Raw genomic sequence first — 17201 nt, 5'->3', positions numbered from 1 at the left:
CCGCGCCCCCCGGCGCGGTGCCGCAACACAGTGTTGCCAAATGAAAATAAAGCCCTGCACACCCTCTTGCTTCTGGTTTAGAATAGCCTCGCTTGGGCCCACAATAGGGCCGTCAGATGGATCGCCGCCGCACGCGCGTACCGCTGCCATAACGACAAAGACCAATCATCGAGGGAGCAGCATGAAAGCAGTCATACTCGCCGGCGGCCTGGGGACGCGGCTCAGTGAGGAAACCTCCGTTCGTCCAAAACCCATGGTGGAGATCGGCGGCAAGCCCATCCTGTGGCACATCATGAAGACCTATTCGTCGCACGGCATCAATGACTTCGTCATCTGCTGCGGCTACAAGGGTTACATCATCAAGGAATTCTTCGCCAACTACTTCCTGCACACGTCCGACGTCACCTTCGACATGCAGTACAACACAATGGAAGTGCACTCGCGCCACGCCGAACCGTGGAAGGTGACGCTGGTGGACACGGGCGAAAACACCCTGACGGGCGGCCGCCTCAAGCGCGTGAAGAAATACCTGGACCCGGACGAAGCATTCTGTTTCACCTACGGCGACGGCGTGGCCGACGTCGACATCACGGCCGCCGTGCAATTCCACCAGGCCCACGGCAAACTGGGCACGATGACGGCCGTGCAGCCGCCGGGCCGCTTCGGCGCCATCGACCTCGATGGCAACCGCATCCTGAGCTTCAAGGAAAAACCGCAAGGCGACGGCAACTGGGTCAACGGCGGCTACTTCATCCTCTCGCCCAAGGTGCTCGACTACATCGCCGACGACAGCACCACGTGGGAAAAAGAACCGATGGAACACCTGGCGCGCGACAACCAGATGGACGCCTTCTTCCACCACGGTTTCTGGCAGCCCATGGACACGCTGCGCGACAAGGTGCTGCTGGAAGACCTGTGGCAGAACGGCAAAGCGCCGTGGAAGCGCTGGCCATGACGCCAGGCTTCTGGCAAGGCAAGCGTGTGTTCCTGACGGGGCACACCGGTTTCAAGGGTAGCTGGCTGAGCCTGTGGCTGCAACAACTGGGCGCGCATGTGAGCGGCTTCGCGCTGGCGCCCGGCACACCGTCGCTGTTCACGGTGGCCGACGTGGCCACCGGCATGCACTCGCAGATCGGCGACATCCGCGACGGCGCCACCCTCACCCGCGCCGTGCAGCAGGCCCGGCCCGACATCGTGATCCACATGGCGGCCCAGGCCCTGGTGCGCTATTCGTATGCGCACCCGGTGGAAACCTACAGCACCAACGTGATGGGCCTGGTCAACCTGTTCGAGGCCGTGCGCGCCACGCCGGGCGTGAAGGCGGTCGTCAACGTCACCAGCGACAAGTGCTACGAGAACCGCGAATGGCCGTGGGGCTACCGCGAGAACGAAGCCATGGGCGGCTACGACCCCTACAGCAACAGCAAGGGCTGCGCCGAACTGATCACGTCGGCCTACCGCAATTCCTATTTCAACGCCGAACGCTACGCCGAACATGGCGTGGCGCTCGGCTCGGGCCGCGCCGGCAACGTGATCGGCGGCGGCGACTGGGCCGAGGACCGGCTGATCCCCGACATGGTGCGCGCCATCGCGCGCCGCCAGCCGGTGCTGATCCGCAGCCCGCACGCGATCCGCCCGTGGCAGCACGTGCTGGAACCGCTGTCGGGCTACCTGACGCTGGCCGAACGGCTCTACCTGGACGGCCCGGCCTACGCCGAAGGCTACAACTTCGGCCCGCACGACACCGACGCCCGCCCGGTCGAATGGATCATCGAGCGGCTGTGCCAGAGCTGGGGCGCCGGCGCCAGCTGGGAACTGGACGGCGCGCCGCAACCGCACGAAGCCACTTACCTCAAGCTCGACTGCTCCAAGGCGCGCAGCCGGCTGCACTGGCAGCCACGCTGGAACCTGGGCCACACCATCGACAAGATCGTGGAATGGCACCAGGCTTACGCCGCCAACCCGGACGGCGCCGCCATGCGCGCCCTGACGCTGGCCCAGATCGAGCAATACCAACACACCGACATCAAGTAAGGTCGCAATCATCATGAGTGAACAGCAAAGCAAGGAACAACTGCGCGAGCAGATCATCAAGCTGGTGGCCGAATACGGCGCGCTGGCCAGCGCCCCGCGCCCGTTCGAACCAGGCGTGACGGTGGTGCCGCCGGCCGGCAAGGTGGTCGGCGCGCCCGAGATGGAACTGATGGTCGAGGCCTCGCTGGACGCGTGGCTGACCACGGGCCGCTTCAACGAACAGTTCGAAGCCAAGCTGGCCAAGTTCATCGGCGTCGACTTCCTGATCACCGTCAATTCCGGCTCCTCGGCCAACCTGGTGGCGTTCAACACGCTGACCTCGCCCAAGCTGGGCGCGCGCGCCATCTTGCCCGGCGATGAAGTGATTGGCGTGGCGGCCGGCTTCCCCACCACCGTCAACCCCATCCTGCAATTTGGCGCCGTGCCCGTGTTCGTGGACGTGGAGCTGGGCACCTACAACATCGACGCGTCCAAGATCGAGGCGGCCATCTCGCCCAAAACCAAGGCCATCATGCTGGCCCACACGCTGGGCAACCCGTACAACCTGGACGTCATCGTCGCGCTGTGCAAGAAGCACAATCTGTGGCTGATCGAGGATTGCTGCGACGCGCTCGGCTCGACCTACCACGGCAAGATGGTGGGCACCTTCGGCGACATCGGCACCATGTCGTTCTACCCGGCCCACCATATCACCATGGGCGAGGGCGGCGCCGTGTTCACCAACAACCCGGAACTGAAGATGATCGCCGAATCGTTCCGCGACTGGGGCCGCGACTGCTACTGCGCGCCGGGCAAGGACAACACCTGCGGCAAGCGCTTCGGCTGGAAACTGGGCACGCTGCCGGAAGGCTACGACCACAAGTATACCTACAGCCACCTGGGCTACAACCTCAAGATCACCGACATGCAGGCGGCCTGCGGCCTGGCCCAGATCGACCGCGCGCCCGGCTTCATCCAGGCCCGCAAGGACAACTTCGCCTACCTGAAGGAAAAGCTGCAGTCGTGCGCCGAATTCCTGATCCTGCCGGAAGCGACTGAACACAGCGACCCATCGTGGTTCGGCTTCCCCATGACCCTGAAGCCGGAAGCGAACGTGTCGCGCGTGGACCTGCTGACCTACCTGGACCAGCACAAGATCGGCACCCGCCTGCTGTTCGCCGGCAACCTGACGCGCCAGCCCTACATGATGGGCCGCAACTACCGCGTCTCCGGTGAGCTGACCAACACCGACCGCGTGATGAACGACACCTTCTGGATCGGGGTCTTCCCCGGCCTGACGCGCGAGATGCTCGACTTCACCATCGAGAAACTGGAAACCTTCTTTGGTGTGAATTTCTGATGCAAGCGCCTGAACTGACCATCAAGGTCGCCGAACTGGTGGCCGAAGCCCTCGAACAACTGGATATCCGCCACGCCTTCGGCATCATCGGCGCCGGCAACGTGCACCTGTTCGAGGCCATCACCCGCCGCGGCTTCACGGAAATCGTCTGCGTGCACCACGAGCAGGCGGCCGCCATGGCCGTGCAGACCTACTACCGCACCTGCGGCAAGCTGGCCGCCGCGCTGCTGACCACGGGCGCCGGCTCCACCAACGGCGTGACGGGCGTGGTGTCGGCCTGGGCCGACTCCATCCCCTGCCTGCTGATCGCCGGTAACGAGAACTCCCGCTTCACCCGCGCCGACAATCCGCTGCGCATGTGGGGCGTGCAGGGCTACGACTCGTGCCAGATGGTGCGCGACGTGACCAAGTACGCCGAGCGCGTGATGCGGCCCGAATACGCCGTCTACGAACTGGAAAAGGCCGCCCACATCGCGCTGGCCGGCCGCCCCGGCCCGACCTGGGTCGAGATCCCGATGGACATCCAGTCCAGCCGCATCGCGCCGGCCGCGCTCGAACATTATGAAGTCCCGGCCGCGCCCGAGTATGTGACACCGGACGTCCAGCGCCAGCTGGCCAGCGCCCTGGAAGCGCTGACCAAGGCCGAACGTCCGCTGCTGTGGCTGGGCAACGGCATCCGCCTGGCCGGCGCCGAAAAACTGATCGCGCCGCTGCTGGAGCAGCTGGGCGTGCCGGCCCTGGTGTCGTGGGCCGGTATCGACATGATCGACTCCTCGCATCCGCTGGTGTTCGGCCGCGCCGGCGTGTACGGCCAGCGCGCCGCCAACTTCATCCTGCAAAACAGCGACTACGTGCTGGCCATCGGCACCCGCCTGGCGATCCCGCAGATCGGCTACGACCTGAGCGAACTGGCGCGCCTGGCCCGCATCGACGTGGTCGACATCGACCCGACCGAAGCCGTCAAGCACGCCGTGCGCACCACCGAGAACATCATCTGCGACGCGGGCGACTTCCTGCGCGCGCTGGCGGCCCAGGCCCCGGCCCAGCCCAAGCGCGACGCTTGGCTGGAACGCTGCCGCGCCTACGAAGCCCAGTTCCCGTGGGTAGGCGAGGAGCATGCCGACCAGGGCGGCTACATGAATTCCTACCGCTTCATGGAGCGCCTGAACGGCTTCTTCAAGCCCGACCAGATCGTCGTCACCGACATGGGCACGGCCCTGCTGTGCGGCCACCAGGCGCTGCGCATCAAGGATGGCCAGCGTCTGATGACCTCCACCGGCCTCGGTGAGATGGGCTACGGCCTGCCGGCCGCGCTGGGCGTGTCGTTCGCCACCGACCGCGGCGAAGTGATGTGCCTGAACTGCGACGGCGGCATGATGATGAATCTGCAGGAACTGCAGACCATCGTCCACCACAAGCTGCCCGTCAAGCTGTTCATCTTCAACAATGACGGCTACCTGATGATCAAGCACACCCAGAAGTCGCTGTTCAAGGCCGACTACGTGGGCACGGACCGCGCGTCCGGCGTGTCCTGCCCCGACTTCTCGAAGGTGGCGGCAGCGTTCGACATCCCGGCCTACCAGATCCACGGCTGGGACGAGTGCGACGCCACGCTGGCGGCCGTGCAGGCGGCCACCGGCCCCGTGATCTGCGAAGTGTTCATGCACCCGCAGCAGCTGTTCTCGCCCAAGCTGGGCGTGGTGGCGCGGGCCGACGGCACGCTGGTGTCGCCGCCGCTGGAAGACCTGTCGCCGCTGCTGCCGCGCGAGGTGCTGGACCAGGCCATGTTGGGCGGCATGCACGAGAAGTCGAAATCGCTGTAGCACGGTGCGGCCTACGATGAAGCGCGTCGCCATCCTCGGTGCCAGCAGCCAGATCGCCCGGGATTTGATCCGCTCCTTCGCGCGCCAGGGCCGCACGCACGCCTTGCTGTACGTGCGCGACGTGGCGGCCACCCGGCGCTGGCTGGCCGATCACTTCATCCACTACCCGGTGGCGCCGTACGAGGAATATGGCCGCGAACCGCACGAGGCGGTGCTCAACTTCGTCGGCGTGGGCGACCCGCAGCGGGCCGCGCAAATGGGTGGTGCCATCTTCGGCGTCACCCAGCAGTTCGACGACCTGGCGCTGGAGCAGTTGCGGCGCCACCCCGAGCGGCGCTACATTTTCCTGTCCAGCGGCGCCGCCTACGGCAGCACGTTTTTGCAGCCGGCCGGCCCGGACACGCACGCCGACATCACCATCAACGCGCTCACGCCGCAGGAGTACTACAGCGTGGCCAAGCTGCACGCCGAGTGCAAGCACCGCGCCCACCCCGAACTGGCCATCACCGACCTGCGCGTGTTCAACTACTTCAGCCACACCCAGAACCTGGACGCGCGCTTTTTCATCACCGACGTGCTGCGCGCCGTGCGCGACGGCACCGTGCTGCAAACCTCGCCCGGCACCATGGTGCGCGACTACCTGCACCCGGAAGACTTCCACCAGCTGGTCGAATGCGTGCTGCGCGCGCCGCCGGCCAACCACGCCATCGATTGCTACAGCGCCGCGCCGATCGACAAGCTGGCGCTGCTGGCGGCCATGGAGCGGCACCACGGCCTGCGCTACGAAGTGGCCGGCGCGGGTGCTGGTGCTGGTGCAGGTGCGGCCAATGGCGCAGCCATCGTCAACGCCACCGGGGCCAAGCCCCACTACTATTCGCTCAACCGGCAAGCGGCCGAATTGGGCTACCAACCGGCCTATACTTCGCTCGATGGCATCCTGGCCGAATCGGCGATAATCGTGTCAGGCACGGCGACATAACGATAAAGAGACTATGGGTGAACCATGACTAGCTCCGACAAACTGAAGATAGCCATCATCGGCTCCGGCAACATCGGCACCGATCTGATGATCAAGGTGATGCGCTCCAGGCACCTGGTGTGCACGCTGTTCGCGGGCCGCAATTTCAACTCGGCCGGCATGAAGCGGGCCAGCCAGCTGGGCGTGCCCATCTCCGACCGCGGGATCGAGGCCATCATCGCCGATCCGTCGATCTGCGACGTGGTGTTCGACGCCACGTCGGCCCAGGCCCACATCGGCCACTGGGCCGCGCTCGAGAAGCTGGGCAAGACCGTGATCGACATGACGCCGGCCAAGCTGGGCGAGTTCTGCATCCCCGCCATCAACGCCCAGGCCTGCCTGGACACGGGCACCCGCAATATCAACATGATCACCTGCGGCGGCCAGTCGTCCATTCCGATTGCGAATGCGATCGGCCAGGTCCATGCGGATATCGAATACGTGGAAGTGGCCTCCAGCATCGCCTCGCGCAGCGCCGGCCCCGCCACGCGCGCCAACCTGGACGAATACATCGAAACCACGGAAGACGCGCTGCAGCGCTTCTCGGGCGCCAAGCGGGCCAAGGCCATCCTGATCCTGAACCCGGCCAACCCGCCGATCGACATGCAGACCACCATCTACGCCAAGATCGCCAACCCCGATTTGCCGGCCATCCAGGCGTCGGTGGACGCCATGGTGGCCAAGCTCAAGACCTATGTGCCGGGCTACCAGCTGATCGTGCCGCCCACCATCGAGGGCGGCAAGGTGGTCACCACCATCAAGGTGATGGGCGCCGGCGACTACCTGCCGCAGTACGCGGGCAACCTGGACATCATCAACTGCGCCGCCATCGCGATGGCGGAAATGATCGCCGAGGCCCGCCACGGCGGCCACGCCAAGCACACCAAGGAGCGCAAGCATGGCTAAGAACATCCTGATCAGCGATCCCACCCTGCGCGACGGCAACCACGCCGTGCGCCACCAGCTGAGCCGCGAAAGCTTCATCGCCTACTGCCAGGCCGCCGAGGCGGCCGGCGTGCCCATCGTCGAAGTGGGCCACGGCAACGGCCTGGGCGCCTCGTCCATGCTGGTCGGCGAATGCCGGCTGACGGACGAGGACATCCTCACCGTCTCGCGCCAGCACCTGCACAACTCCCGCCTCGGCATCCACGTGATCCCCGGCTTCTGCACCATCAAGAAGGACCTGGTGAAGGCCATCGACCTCGGCGTCGACGTGTTCCGCATCGCCGCCCACTGCACCGAGGCCGACATCACCGACCGCCACATCGGCTACGTGCGCAAGGCCGGCAAGGAAGCGTGGGGCGTCTTGATGATGAGCCACATGGCCAGCGCCGCGGTGCTGCTGGAGGAAGCCAAGAAGATGGAATCGTACGGCGCCGAAGCGATCGTCATCATGGACTCGGCCGGCGCCTACTTCCCGGAAGACGTGAAGGAACGCATCGCCACCCTGGTCAACGGCCTGTCGATTCCGGTCGGCTTCCACGGCCATAACAACCTGGGCATGGCCGTCATCAATTCCGTCACCGCCGTGCAGGAGGGCGCCAGCATCATCGACGGCACCATCCGCGGCTTCGGCGCCGGCGCCGGCAACACCCAGCTCGAAGTGCTGGTGGCCGTGTTCGAGCGCCTCGGCTACAGCACCGGCATCGACCTGTACAAGATTCTCGACGCGGCCGACATCGCCGAGAAGGAATTCAATCCGGTGGCGCCGTCGATCTCGCCGCTGTCCATCGTCTCCGGCCTGGCCGGCGTGTTCTCCGGCTTCGCCAAGCCGGTGGCGCGCGCCGCGCAGGACTACAACGTGGACCCGCGCGACATCTTCTTCGGACTGGGCAAGCGCAACGCGGTGGCCGGGCAGGAAAGCCTGATCATCGAAGTGGCGCGCGACCTGGCCGCCAACCGCAGCGCAGTGAAAGGGTAATCATGGCCAACCAACGCTTTGCCGACATGCGCCAGGATTGCCTGGCCGCCTGCGCCGACCAGCCCGACGTGCGGGCCGCCCTGGCGCGCCAGCACCTGGCCGTCACCGGCGGCACGGGCTTTTTGGGCACCTGGATCGCCGAAATGGTGGCCGCCCTGAACGACCAGTACCAGCTCGGCATCACGCTCGACCTGTACGCGCGCAACGTCACGGAATGGCCGCAGCAGTACCCGCACCTGGCGGGCCGGCTCGACATCCGCCTGCGCTCGCAGGACGTGCGCTCGCCGTTCGAATTCGCCAAGAACACCAGCTACATCGTGCATGCGGCCGGCATCCCCAACAACCGGGTGCACGCCTCCGACCCGCTGCGCGTGCACCAGACCACGGTGGCCGGCATCACCAACGCGCTGGAAGCGGCCTCCCAGCTCGACGGCCTGCGCCGCTTCATCAACGTCAGCTCCTGCCTGGTGGCCGGCGCCCCCGACCGCCTGGGCGCGCTGACGGAGACCGATTACTTCCCCATCCCCTCGGGCCAGCTGCACACGGTCTACATCGACGCCAAGCGCTCGGCCGAGATGCTGGCTTCGATCTACCGCAGCCAGTACCGGCTGCCCATATCCACCGTGCGGCCATTCACGCTGACGGGCGCCTACCAGCAGCTGGACCGGCCGTGGGCCATCAACAACTTCCTGCGCGACGTGCTGACCGGCGGCGAGATCCGCATCCACGGCGACGGCAGCGCGCGCCGCAGCTACCTGTACGGCAGCGACGCGGCCTGGTGGACGCTGGCCGCGCTGGTCAAGGGCGTGGACGGCGAGGTGTACAACCTGGGCAGCGCCGAGCCGGTGACCCACCTGGAACTGGTGCAGCTGATCGGCGAGCGCGTCTCGCCGCGCCCGCGCGTGGTGCTCAACACGGCGCCGGCCCGCCAGCAGCGCCAGCAGGACGACCTGTACCCGGACGTGACGGCCACCGTGCGCCGGCTGGGCGTGCGCCAGACCTGTTCGCTGCAGCAGGCCATCGACAAGACTTACCGCTGGTTCGCCGCGCCGCGCGCGTGAGCGCGGCCCGCGCCTGAAAGCTTTACATGACGACACCGACGTTTATCGCCCCGCCCACCATGGCCGCGCCGCTGGCGCAGGCCACCGCCGCCGCCTTCGCCCAGGCGGCCGACGGCTCGCTGCAGATCATCGAGCTGTTTGGCGCCGCCGCCGCCCTGACGGAAGCGCGCCAGCGCGACACGGCCATCCAGCTGTACCGCCTGTGGCTGAGCAAGACGGCGTCACCGCTGGCCTACGCGGCCCAGTTCAACCTGGCCGTGCTGCTGAGCGACCAGGGCGACACGGCCGGCGCCGAAGCGGCCTACCGCACGGCGCTGGCCGTCAACCCGCGCTTTTCCGAAGCCCACCTGAACCTGGGCACGCTGCTGGAACGGCTGCAGCGCCCGGAGGAGGCGCTGGCCAGCTGGCGCACCGTGCTCGATTACGCCAACCCGCAGCTGGCGGCCGAGAAGCCGCACTGCCTGCAGGCGCTCAACAACCTGGGCCGGCTGCTGGAGATCCGCAAGGATTACCCGGCCGCCGAGGACATGCTCACGCGCAGCCTGGAGATCGAGCCGGAACAGAAGAACGTCATCACGCACTGGGTCCATCTGCGCCAGAAGCAGTGCAAATGGCCCGTCTACAACAGCAGCGCCTGCGGCATCGCCGAAGAAAAGCTGATGGACGCCACCTCGGCGCTGGCCATGCTGTCGGCCTCGGGCGACCCGGCCCAGCAGCTGGCCGCCTCGCGCCGCTTCGTGGAAGAGAAGGTGATCCAGGACGTGCCGCGCCTGTCCGGCCCGGAAGGCTATGGCCACGAGCGGCTGCGCATCGGCTACCTGTCGTCGGACTTCTGCTCGCACGCCGTGTCCATCCTCACGGCCGAGCTGTACGGCCTGCATGACCGCAGCAAGGTGGAAGTGTACGGCTTCTGCTGGAGCCAGGAGGATGGTTCGCCGCTGCGCGCGCGCGTGATCGCCGGCATGGACCAGCACATCCGCATCGGCACCCTGACCGACGAGGAGGCGGCGCGCCTGATCCGCTCGCACGAGATCGACATCCTGGTCGACCTGCACGGCCTCACGCTGGGCGCGCGCCCCAACATCCTGGCCTACCGCCCGGCCCCGGTGCAGATCACCTGGCTGGGCCTGCCCGGCCCGACCGGCATGCCCGCCATCGACTACGTGATCGCCGACCCGTTCGTGCTGCCGCCCGAACTGGAGCCGTTCTTCACCGAGAAGCCGCTGCACATGCCGCGCACCTTCCAGATCAACGACCGCCAGCGCATCATCGGCCCGCGCCCCACGCGCGCCGCCTGCGCGCTGCCGGAAGACGCCTTCGTGTTCTGCGCCTTCAACAACAACTTCAAGTTCAACCCGGAAGTGTTCGGCGCCTGGATGCGCATCCTGGCGCGCGTGCCGGGCAGCCTGCTGTGGATGGTGGCCGATAATGAACAGGTGCGCACCAACCTGCGGCGCCAGGCCGAACTGGCCGGCGTCGACCAGGAGCGCCTGGTGTTCGCCGGGCGCGTGGTGCCGGCCGAGTACCTGGCCCGCTACCAGGTGGCCGACCTGTTCCTGGACACGGCCCCGTTCAACGGCGGTACCACGGCCAGCGACGCGCTGTGGGCCGGCCTGCCCGTGCTCACCTGCGCCGGCCGCACCTTCTCGTCGCGCATGGCCGGCAGCCTGCTGCAGGCGGTCGACCTGCCGGAGCTGATCACGTACAACCTGCAGGACTACGAGGACAAGGCCGTGGCGCTGGCCCAGGACCGGGCCCGGGTGGCAGCGATGAAGCAGCAGCTGCATGACCACCGCCTCGATTGCGCGCTGTTCGACAGCCCGCAGTTCGTGCGCGACCTGGAGGAGCGCTACGCGGCCGTGGCACTGAAAGGCAACGCCGGCGCCAAGGCGGCGCCGCCGACCCGCACCACGGACGCGCTGCGCCCGGCCCGCAGCAGCGGCCTGCCGCTGGTGAGCATCCTGATCCCCACCCACAACCGGCCCGACTACGCGGAACTGGCGCTGCAAAGCGCGCTGGCGCAGAACTGGCCCAACCTGGAAATCATCGTCAGCGACAACAGCGACGACGAGCTCACGCGCGAGCGCTTCGCGCCCTACGCCAAGCGCGACCCGCGGCTGCGCTACCTGCGCGCGCCGGGCCTGAACGCGCTGGGCAACTTCCTGAACTGCTACGACAACGCCAGCGGCGAATTCATCAACTTCCTGATGGATGACGACCTGTTCCATCCGAACAAGATCGAGCGCATGATGGGCTGCATGCTGTCGCGTCCCGACATCGGCCTGGTCACCTCGTTCCGCCAGCTGATCGACGCCGAGGGCCGCTACATGGCGCCGATCAGCGGCACCGAGCGCCTGTTCAACGTGGACACGGCCGTGGGCGGCGCCTCGCTGGGCGACCTGATCCTCACCAACGGCCAGAACATGATCGGCGAGCCCACCACGGCCCTGTTCCGCAAGCGCGCCCTGCCCGACGGTTTCGGCAAGTTCCAGGGCAAGCAGTACGTGACGCTGTCGGACGTGGCCACCTGGCTGTCCATCCTGACCACCCAGGATTGCGTCTACATGACCGAGCCGCTCAGCTACTTCCGCATCCACGGCGGCCAGGACCAGGCCAGCGGCAGCCGCATCAAGATCCAGGCCAACGTGGAATGGCTGCAGCTGCTGTGCGACGCCCACCAGCACCAGCACTTCCTGCGCAACCGGGCCGACTTGCGCGAGATGCTCACCAACAAGCTGGTGACCTGCATCTGGTACCTGTCGTCCCAGCACGAGCAAATCAAGGCCGGCGCCTATCCGCTGGAAAAAATCCAGGCCGTCATCCAGCAGGCGACCACCATCCTGCTGGGAACCTGACCGCGGCGGGCGCGCCGGCCGCCGGCGCGTCCCGCCCCATCCAATCAACGATCGCCACACGAGGAGACACCATGGAACTGAACAACGGCAGCGTACTGCTGGACTTCTTCGAGAACCACCCGCACCGCATGATCCACAAGTGGATGCATTACTTCGAGATTTACGAGCGCCACTTCGCCCAGTTCCGCAACAAGCCCATCAACATGCTCGAATTCGGCGTGCTGCACGGCGGCTCGCTGCAGATGTGGAAGTATTACTTCGGCAAGCAGGCCAAAATCTACGGCGTGGACATCAACCCGCGCTGCGCCGAGCTGGCCGAGGACCAGATCGAAATCCTGCTGGGCGACCAGGACAACCGCCAGTCGCTGCGCGACATCTGCGCCAAGCTGCCGCCGCTCGACATCATCCTCGACGATGGCGGCCACACCATGTCGCAGCAGGTGATCACGTTCGAGGAAACCTGGAAGCACCTGAAGGAAGGCGGCATCTACCTGTGCGAAGACCTGCACACCAACTACTGGCCCGGCTTCGGCGGCGGTTTCCGCCAGCCGCACACCTTCATCGAGTACACCAAGCAGCTGATCGACCAGCTGCATGCCTGGTACTCGCAGGACGCGCGCCACTTCGTCGAGGAGCACACCCGCACCACCTTCGCCGTGCACTACTACGACAGCATCGTGGTGATCGAGAAGCGCGCCATCAGCAAGCCATACGCGCGCATGAAGGGCACGCCATCGTTCCCGCTGGAGCCGGCCGAACAGGCCGTGTACGACCGCGGCTGATGCCGCCCGTTCCGGCGCCCGCGGGCGCCGGACCACTCCCTGAACCATGCCGCCCGCCATGCACATCGATACCATTCCCGTCATCTCCGTCTCCTACAATTCGGCCGAATTGATCGAAGACCTGCTCAGTTCATTCCGGGCCCACTACCGCAACCCCGTCACCATCATCGACGGCTCGGGCGAGCAGCACTACCGCGCCATCGAGGCCGTGTGCGCGCGCTATGACGACGTGCGCTTCATCCACTTCGACTACAACATCCACCACGGCCCCGGCATGGCGTGGGCGTTCCAGAACCTGGAACTGCAAGGCCCGGTGCTGGTGCTCGATTCGGACGTGTTCATCCTCAAGCGCGGCTTCCTGGAGGACATGGCGCAGCGGCTGCAGCCGGGCATGTACGGCGTCGGCTATGTGAACCACGTCAACGAGGGCGGCTACGACGTCGACTACGAGCAAGGCGCGGTGCGCTACCTGCACCCGGCCTGCATGCTGGTCAACATCGAGGTGCTGCGCCAGTGGCCCATGCCGACCAAGCACGGCGCACCGATGACGGAACCGATGCTGGCCCTGCACCGGGCCGGCCAGGGCCAGCTGGTGCAGGGCATCGACTGGCTCAAGGAAGACTTCCTCAACACCACCACCGGCGAGCGCCACTACCTGCGCCACGACTGGCAAGGCACCGTCAAGCGCAGCGGCAGCTACGGCCTGGACGAGTGGAACCAGAAATCGCGCCAGGCCGCCGAACTGCGGCTGATGGTGCAGACCATGCTGCCGCCGGGCCCGCGCCTGCTGTTCGAACTGGGCGCCAACGACGCCCTGCTGGCGCGCGCCTGCAAGGAGGCCGACCCGGCCACCCGCTACCTGGCCGCCGGCAGCCACCCGGACAAGGCCAGCGTGACCCAGAACGCCTGCGACGCGCTCTACCCGTGCGACCCGGACACGCTGGACGACGCCTTCTTCCGCGACCACGGCGCCACCGACTGCTGGATCCTGGACCAGGCGCTGGAGCGCAGCGCCGCGCCCGAACAGCTGCTGGCGCGCATCCGCAAGTGCATCCGGCCCGACGCCAGCGTGGTGGCCGTGATCCCCAACGCCCAGCACTGGGGCATGCTGCTGCGCATGGCCATCGGCGACCTGGCCTACAGCGCCGAAGGTCTGCTCAGCCCGGGCCAGCGCCGCTGGTTCAGCCGCGTCACCATGTTCGAACTGTTCCGCCAGGCCGGGTTCCGCATCGTCCAGGGCGCGCCCGTGATACGCCAGCCGCTGCAGCATCCGGGCGTGGCGGCCGCGCTGCGCCAGCTGACGGCCAGCATGGGGGTCGATCCGGAACTGGCGTTCCAGGACGCCCAGGCCGACCTGTACCTGATCAAGGCGGTGCCATGCTGAACCCGGCCCGCTACGCGGCCGCGCTCAAGGGGCAGTTGCCGCCCAATGCGCGCCGCCTGGTGCAGGTGGGCTGGCACGACGCCACGCTGGCCGCCGCCTACAAGCACACCTACCCGGCCAACGTGTGGCAGGTGGTGGTGCGCGACGCCGAACTGGCCGCGCAGGCGCGCCGCTATTGCGACCTGGTCCACCAGGCCAATCCCGATACGGCCGGCCCGGCCTTCTTCGCCCACCTGGACATGACCGATGCCTGGATCTTCGACCAGACCCTGTTCGACAGCGCCAACCCGGTGGCGCTGCTGGGCCGCATCCGCCAGGTGATCCAGGCCGATGCCTCGCTCTACATCGTGCTGCCCAACCTGCCCGTCTGGCCCCATTCGGGCGCCTCGCTCGAGCACGGGCCGGACGCGGTGCGCAGCATGTTGCAACAGGCGAAATTCCGCGCCGGCCACCCGCTGTTGCTGCCGACGGATAACGCGGCCGAAGCCGGCCCGCTGCTGCTGAAGTCCATGCCGTGCTGAGCGGCCTCGCCCACGTCCACCGACCACCCTTGCTGCCATGACCCCCGCCCCCGAACATTTCTATTGCATTTCCCATGCCCCGTGCGCCTGGCCGCTGCCGAAGTTCATGACTGTGATCGGCACCGGCGACTACCGGCCCGAAGGCGGCATCGCCATGGCCGACCGCTTCCCCCACCTGGCCCACCGCAATGCCTACCTGGGCGAGTACGTGGCGCTGTTCGCGATCCGGGAGATGCTGCTCGAGTCGAACGCCCAGGGTTTCGTCGGCGTCTGCCACTACCGCCGCTTCGCGCTGACCAAGCCGATCGGGCAGCAATGCTACTTCAACTACCACGCCCATCCGGACATGCTGGCCGACGTGCCGCCGGAACTGTTCTACCATGACGGCGTGACCCCCATTATTCCGATGCTGGTGGGCTTCCAGGGCAACCTGATCCAGCAGTACGGGGCCGACAACAAGGTGCGCGACCTGCTCAAGTTCTTCGGCGATGCGATCGACCTCGGCATCATCACGGACGAGGAATGCGTCAACTACCTGAGCGGCAATACCTTCATCACGGCACCCACGGTGTCCTACATCCCCATCCCGTGGTTCGTCGAGATCGTCGAAGCACTGGAAAAAGTGATGGCGCGCTTTTACCGCAACCACTACATCGAGCGTCCCGGCTACCACTCGCGGGAAATGGCGTTCAGCTGCGAACGGCTGCACGCGCTGCTGCTGGCCAAGAAGGCCAACGAATGGGGCTGGGGAAACCTCATCTTCCAACGCTTGACGGTGCTGATGCCGCACCTCAAACTGGACACCGCCGCCGCGGCCACCGCGCCGTCCGCACCGCCCGCGTCGCCTTGAGCGATGGCGTCCTGACTGGACCGTTCCCATGAAATTCCTGCCTACCGCCCTGCCCGGCTGCTTCCTGCTGCAACCCAACATCCTGCGCGATGAACGCGGTTGCTTCGTCAAGGTGTTCCACCAGCAGACCTTCCGCGAACAAGGCCTGGCGGCCGATTTCGCCGAAGAATACTATTCCGTCTCGCGCCGCGGCGTGCTGCGCGGCCTGCACTTCCAGACCCCGCCGCACGAACACGCCAAGCTGCTGTACTGCGTGCAGGGCAAGGTGCTCGACGCGGCCGTGGACCTGCGCGTCGGTTCGCCCACCTATGGCCAGCACATCATGATCGAACTCGATGCCGAGCATGGCCAGGCCCTGTACCTGGCGCCGGGCGTGGCGCACGGCTTCTACACGCTGAGCGAACAGGCGCTGATGGTGTACAAGGTCACCACCACCTACGCCCCCGCGCACGACACGGGCATCCTGTGGAATTCGGCCGGCATCGTCTGGCCCGACCAGCAGCCCATCCTGTCGGCGCGCGACCGCGGCTTCGCGCCGCTGGCCGAGTTCCAGTCGCCGTTCACCTACGAGGCGCAGCCATGAGCGCGCCGACCGTGCGCACGGCGCTGGTGACGGGCGCCAGCGGCTTCATCGGCGCGGCCCTGGTGCGGCGCCTGCTGGCGCAAGGCTGGCAGGTGCACGTGGTGCTGCGGCCCGCCTCCGACCGCGCCCTGCTCGCAGGACTGGATGCGGCACAGCGCACGCGGCTGGTCATCCACGAACATGACGGCGGCACGGCCAACCTGATCGCCATCGTCGGGGCGGCCGCGCCGCACGTGGTATTCCACCTGGCCTCGCTGTTCCTGGCCCAGCACACGGCCGACCAGGTGGAGCCGCTGGTGCGCTCCAACGTCCTGTTCTCGACCCAGCTGGCCGAAGCCATGGCCGCCAACGGCGTCACGCGCCTGGTCAACACGGGCACCTCATGGCAGCACCACGAGAACGCGGAGTACAACCCCGTGTGCCTGTACGCGGCCCTGAAACAGGCGTTCGAAGCCGTGCTGCGCTACTACGTGGAGACGGCCGGCCTGCGCGTGGTCACGCTCAAGCTGTTCGACACCTACGGCCCCGGCGACCCGCGCCCCAAGCTGCTGCACCTGCTCAAGCGGCACGCGCTGTCGGGCGAACCGCTGGCCATGTCGCCCGGCGAACAATTGATCGACCTGGTCTACATCGACGACGTGATCGCCGCCTTCCTGCTGGCGCAGGCGCAGCTGGACACGGCGCCGGCCGGCAGCATGAAGGATTACGGCGTCTCGTCGGGCGCGCCGCTGCCGCTGCGCCAGATCGCCGCCGTCTACGCCCAGGCCAGCGGGCGGGCGCTCAATATCGAATGGGGCGGCCGGCCTTACCGGCCGCGCGAAGTGATGGTGCCGTGGACGGCGTTCGACAGCGTGCCGGGCTGGCGGCCCACGGTGGCGCTGGAAGACGGCATCCGCCATTGCCTGCAATAAAATCTATGGTCACCCTCTTTTTTGCAAGCTGATTTTTTGTATGCTGTAAGAAGGCTCGCTTAAATCTATCCGGCGTCTAATTGGAGATGTACTCCGCGCCACGATGAGAGTCGCGCCTG

15 protein-coding genes are annotated in these 17201 nt (G+C 66.8%); all 15 read left to right on the top strand.

The window, feature by feature from the left end; genetic code table 11:
- The first annotated feature begins 181 nt into the window (after positions 1 to 181).
- The 15 genes from rfbF (at position 182) to H3H37_RS22070 (ending at position 17082) form a co-directional block, all read left to right on the top strand.
- On the top strand, positions 182 to 955 hold the full coding sequence (gene rfbF, locus H3H37_RS22140; protein WP_182166606.1) for a glucose-1-phosphate cytidylyltransferase: 774 nt from the start codon (positions 182 to 184) through the stop codon (positions 953 to 955).
- Positions 952 to 2034: a CDP-glucose 4,6-dehydratase gene (gene rfbG, locus H3H37_RS22135; RefSeq protein WP_182166711.1), complete on the top strand. Its 1083-nt coding sequence runs from the start codon at positions 952 to 954 to the stop codon at positions 2032 to 2034. The genes rfbF and rfbG overlap by 4 nt, the downstream gene beginning before the upstream one ends.
- Positions 2035 to 2047: 13 nt before the next feature.
- Complete coding sequence (rfbH, locus tag H3H37_RS22130; protein ID WP_182166604.1) at positions 2048 to 3373, top strand: lipopolysaccharide biosynthesis protein RfbH; 1326 nt, start codon at positions 2048 to 2050, stop codon at positions 3371 to 3373.
- A complete protein-coding gene (locus H3H37_RS22125; protein WP_182166602.1) occupies positions 3373 to 5196 on the top strand; it encodes a thiamine pyrophosphate-binding protein in 1824 nt (607 codons plus the stop codon). The genes rfbH and H3H37_RS22125 overlap by 1 nt, the downstream gene beginning before the upstream one ends.
- A 16-nt stretch (positions 5197 to 5212) precedes the next feature.
- Positions 5213 to 6175 (top strand): NAD-dependent epimerase/dehydratase family protein, encoded by a 963-nt coding sequence (locus H3H37_RS22120; protein WP_182166600.1) that lies wholly within the window; start codon positions 5213 to 5215, stop codon positions 6173 to 6175.
- A gap of 24 nt (positions 6176 to 6199) precedes the next feature.
- Positions 6200 to 7120 carry an acetaldehyde dehydrogenase (acetylating) gene (locus H3H37_RS22115; RefSeq protein WP_182166598.1) on the top strand — a complete coding sequence of 307 codons (921 nt, stop codon included), beginning with the start codon at positions 6200 to 6202 and terminating at the stop codon, positions 7118 to 7120.
- Positions 7113 to 8135, top strand: a complete 1023-nt coding sequence (gene dmpG / locus H3H37_RS22110) for a 4-hydroxy-2-oxovalerate aldolase (protein WP_182166596.1) — start codon at positions 7113 to 7115, stop codon at positions 8133 to 8135. Before H3H37_RS22115 ends, dmpG begins: the two co-directional genes overlap by 8 nt.
- Before the next feature lie 2 nt (positions 8136 to 8137).
- On the top strand, positions 8138 to 9196 hold the full coding sequence (locus H3H37_RS22105) for an NAD-dependent epimerase/dehydratase family protein (protein ID WP_182166594.1): 1059 nt from the start codon (positions 8138 to 8140) through the stop codon (positions 9194 to 9196).
- Positions 9197 to 9222: 26 nt separating this feature from the next.
- Entirely contained in the window at positions 9223 to 12051 is a 2829-nt protein-coding gene (locus H3H37_RS22100; protein ID WP_182166592.1) for an O-linked N-acetylglucosamine transferase family protein, read from the top strand.
- Positions 12052 to 12122: 71 nt separating this feature from the next.
- The gene (locus H3H37_RS22095) at positions 12123 to 12833 is read left to right on the top strand and encodes a class I SAM-dependent methyltransferase (RefSeq protein ID WP_182166590.1); all 711 of its coding nucleotides are present in this window, start codon (positions 12123 to 12125) and stop codon (positions 12831 to 12833) included.
- A 58-nt stretch (positions 12834 to 12891) separates the two neighbouring features.
- On the top strand, positions 12892 to 14217 hold the full coding sequence (locus H3H37_RS22090) for a glycosyltransferase (protein ID WP_182166589.1): 1326 nt from the start codon (positions 12892 to 12894) through the stop codon (positions 14215 to 14217).
- Entirely contained in the window at positions 14211 to 14738 is a 528-nt protein-coding gene (locus H3H37_RS22085) for a hypothetical protein (RefSeq protein WP_182166587.1), read from the top strand. Before H3H37_RS22090 ends, H3H37_RS22085 begins: the two co-directional genes overlap by 7 nt.
- 106 nt (positions 14739 to 14844) lie before the next feature.
- Positions 14845 to 15588 (top strand): hypothetical protein, encoded by a 744-nt coding sequence (locus tag H3H37_RS22080; protein WP_182166585.1) that lies wholly within the window; start codon positions 14845 to 14847, stop codon positions 15586 to 15588.
- A gap of 28 nt (positions 15589 to 15616) precedes the next feature.
- Positions 15617 to 16171 (top strand): dTDP-4-dehydrorhamnose 3,5-epimerase, encoded by a 555-nt coding sequence (rfbC, locus tag H3H37_RS22075; RefSeq protein WP_182166583.1) that lies wholly within the window; start codon positions 15617 to 15619, stop codon positions 16169 to 16171.
- On the top strand, positions 16168 to 17082 hold the full coding sequence (locus H3H37_RS22070; protein WP_220456531.1) for an NAD-dependent epimerase/dehydratase family protein: 915 nt from the start codon (positions 16168 to 16170) through the stop codon (positions 17080 to 17082). Before rfbC ends, H3H37_RS22070 begins: the two co-directional genes overlap by 4 nt.
- Positions 17083 to 17201: the final 119 nt, after the last annotated feature.

This window comes from Rugamonas brunnea, from assembly GCF_014042345.1.
GTDB lineage: Bacteria > Pseudomonadota > Gammaproteobacteria > Burkholderiales > Burkholderiaceae_D > Rugamonas > Rugamonas brunnea.
This window is presented reverse-complemented; position numbering and strand designations above follow the sequence as displayed.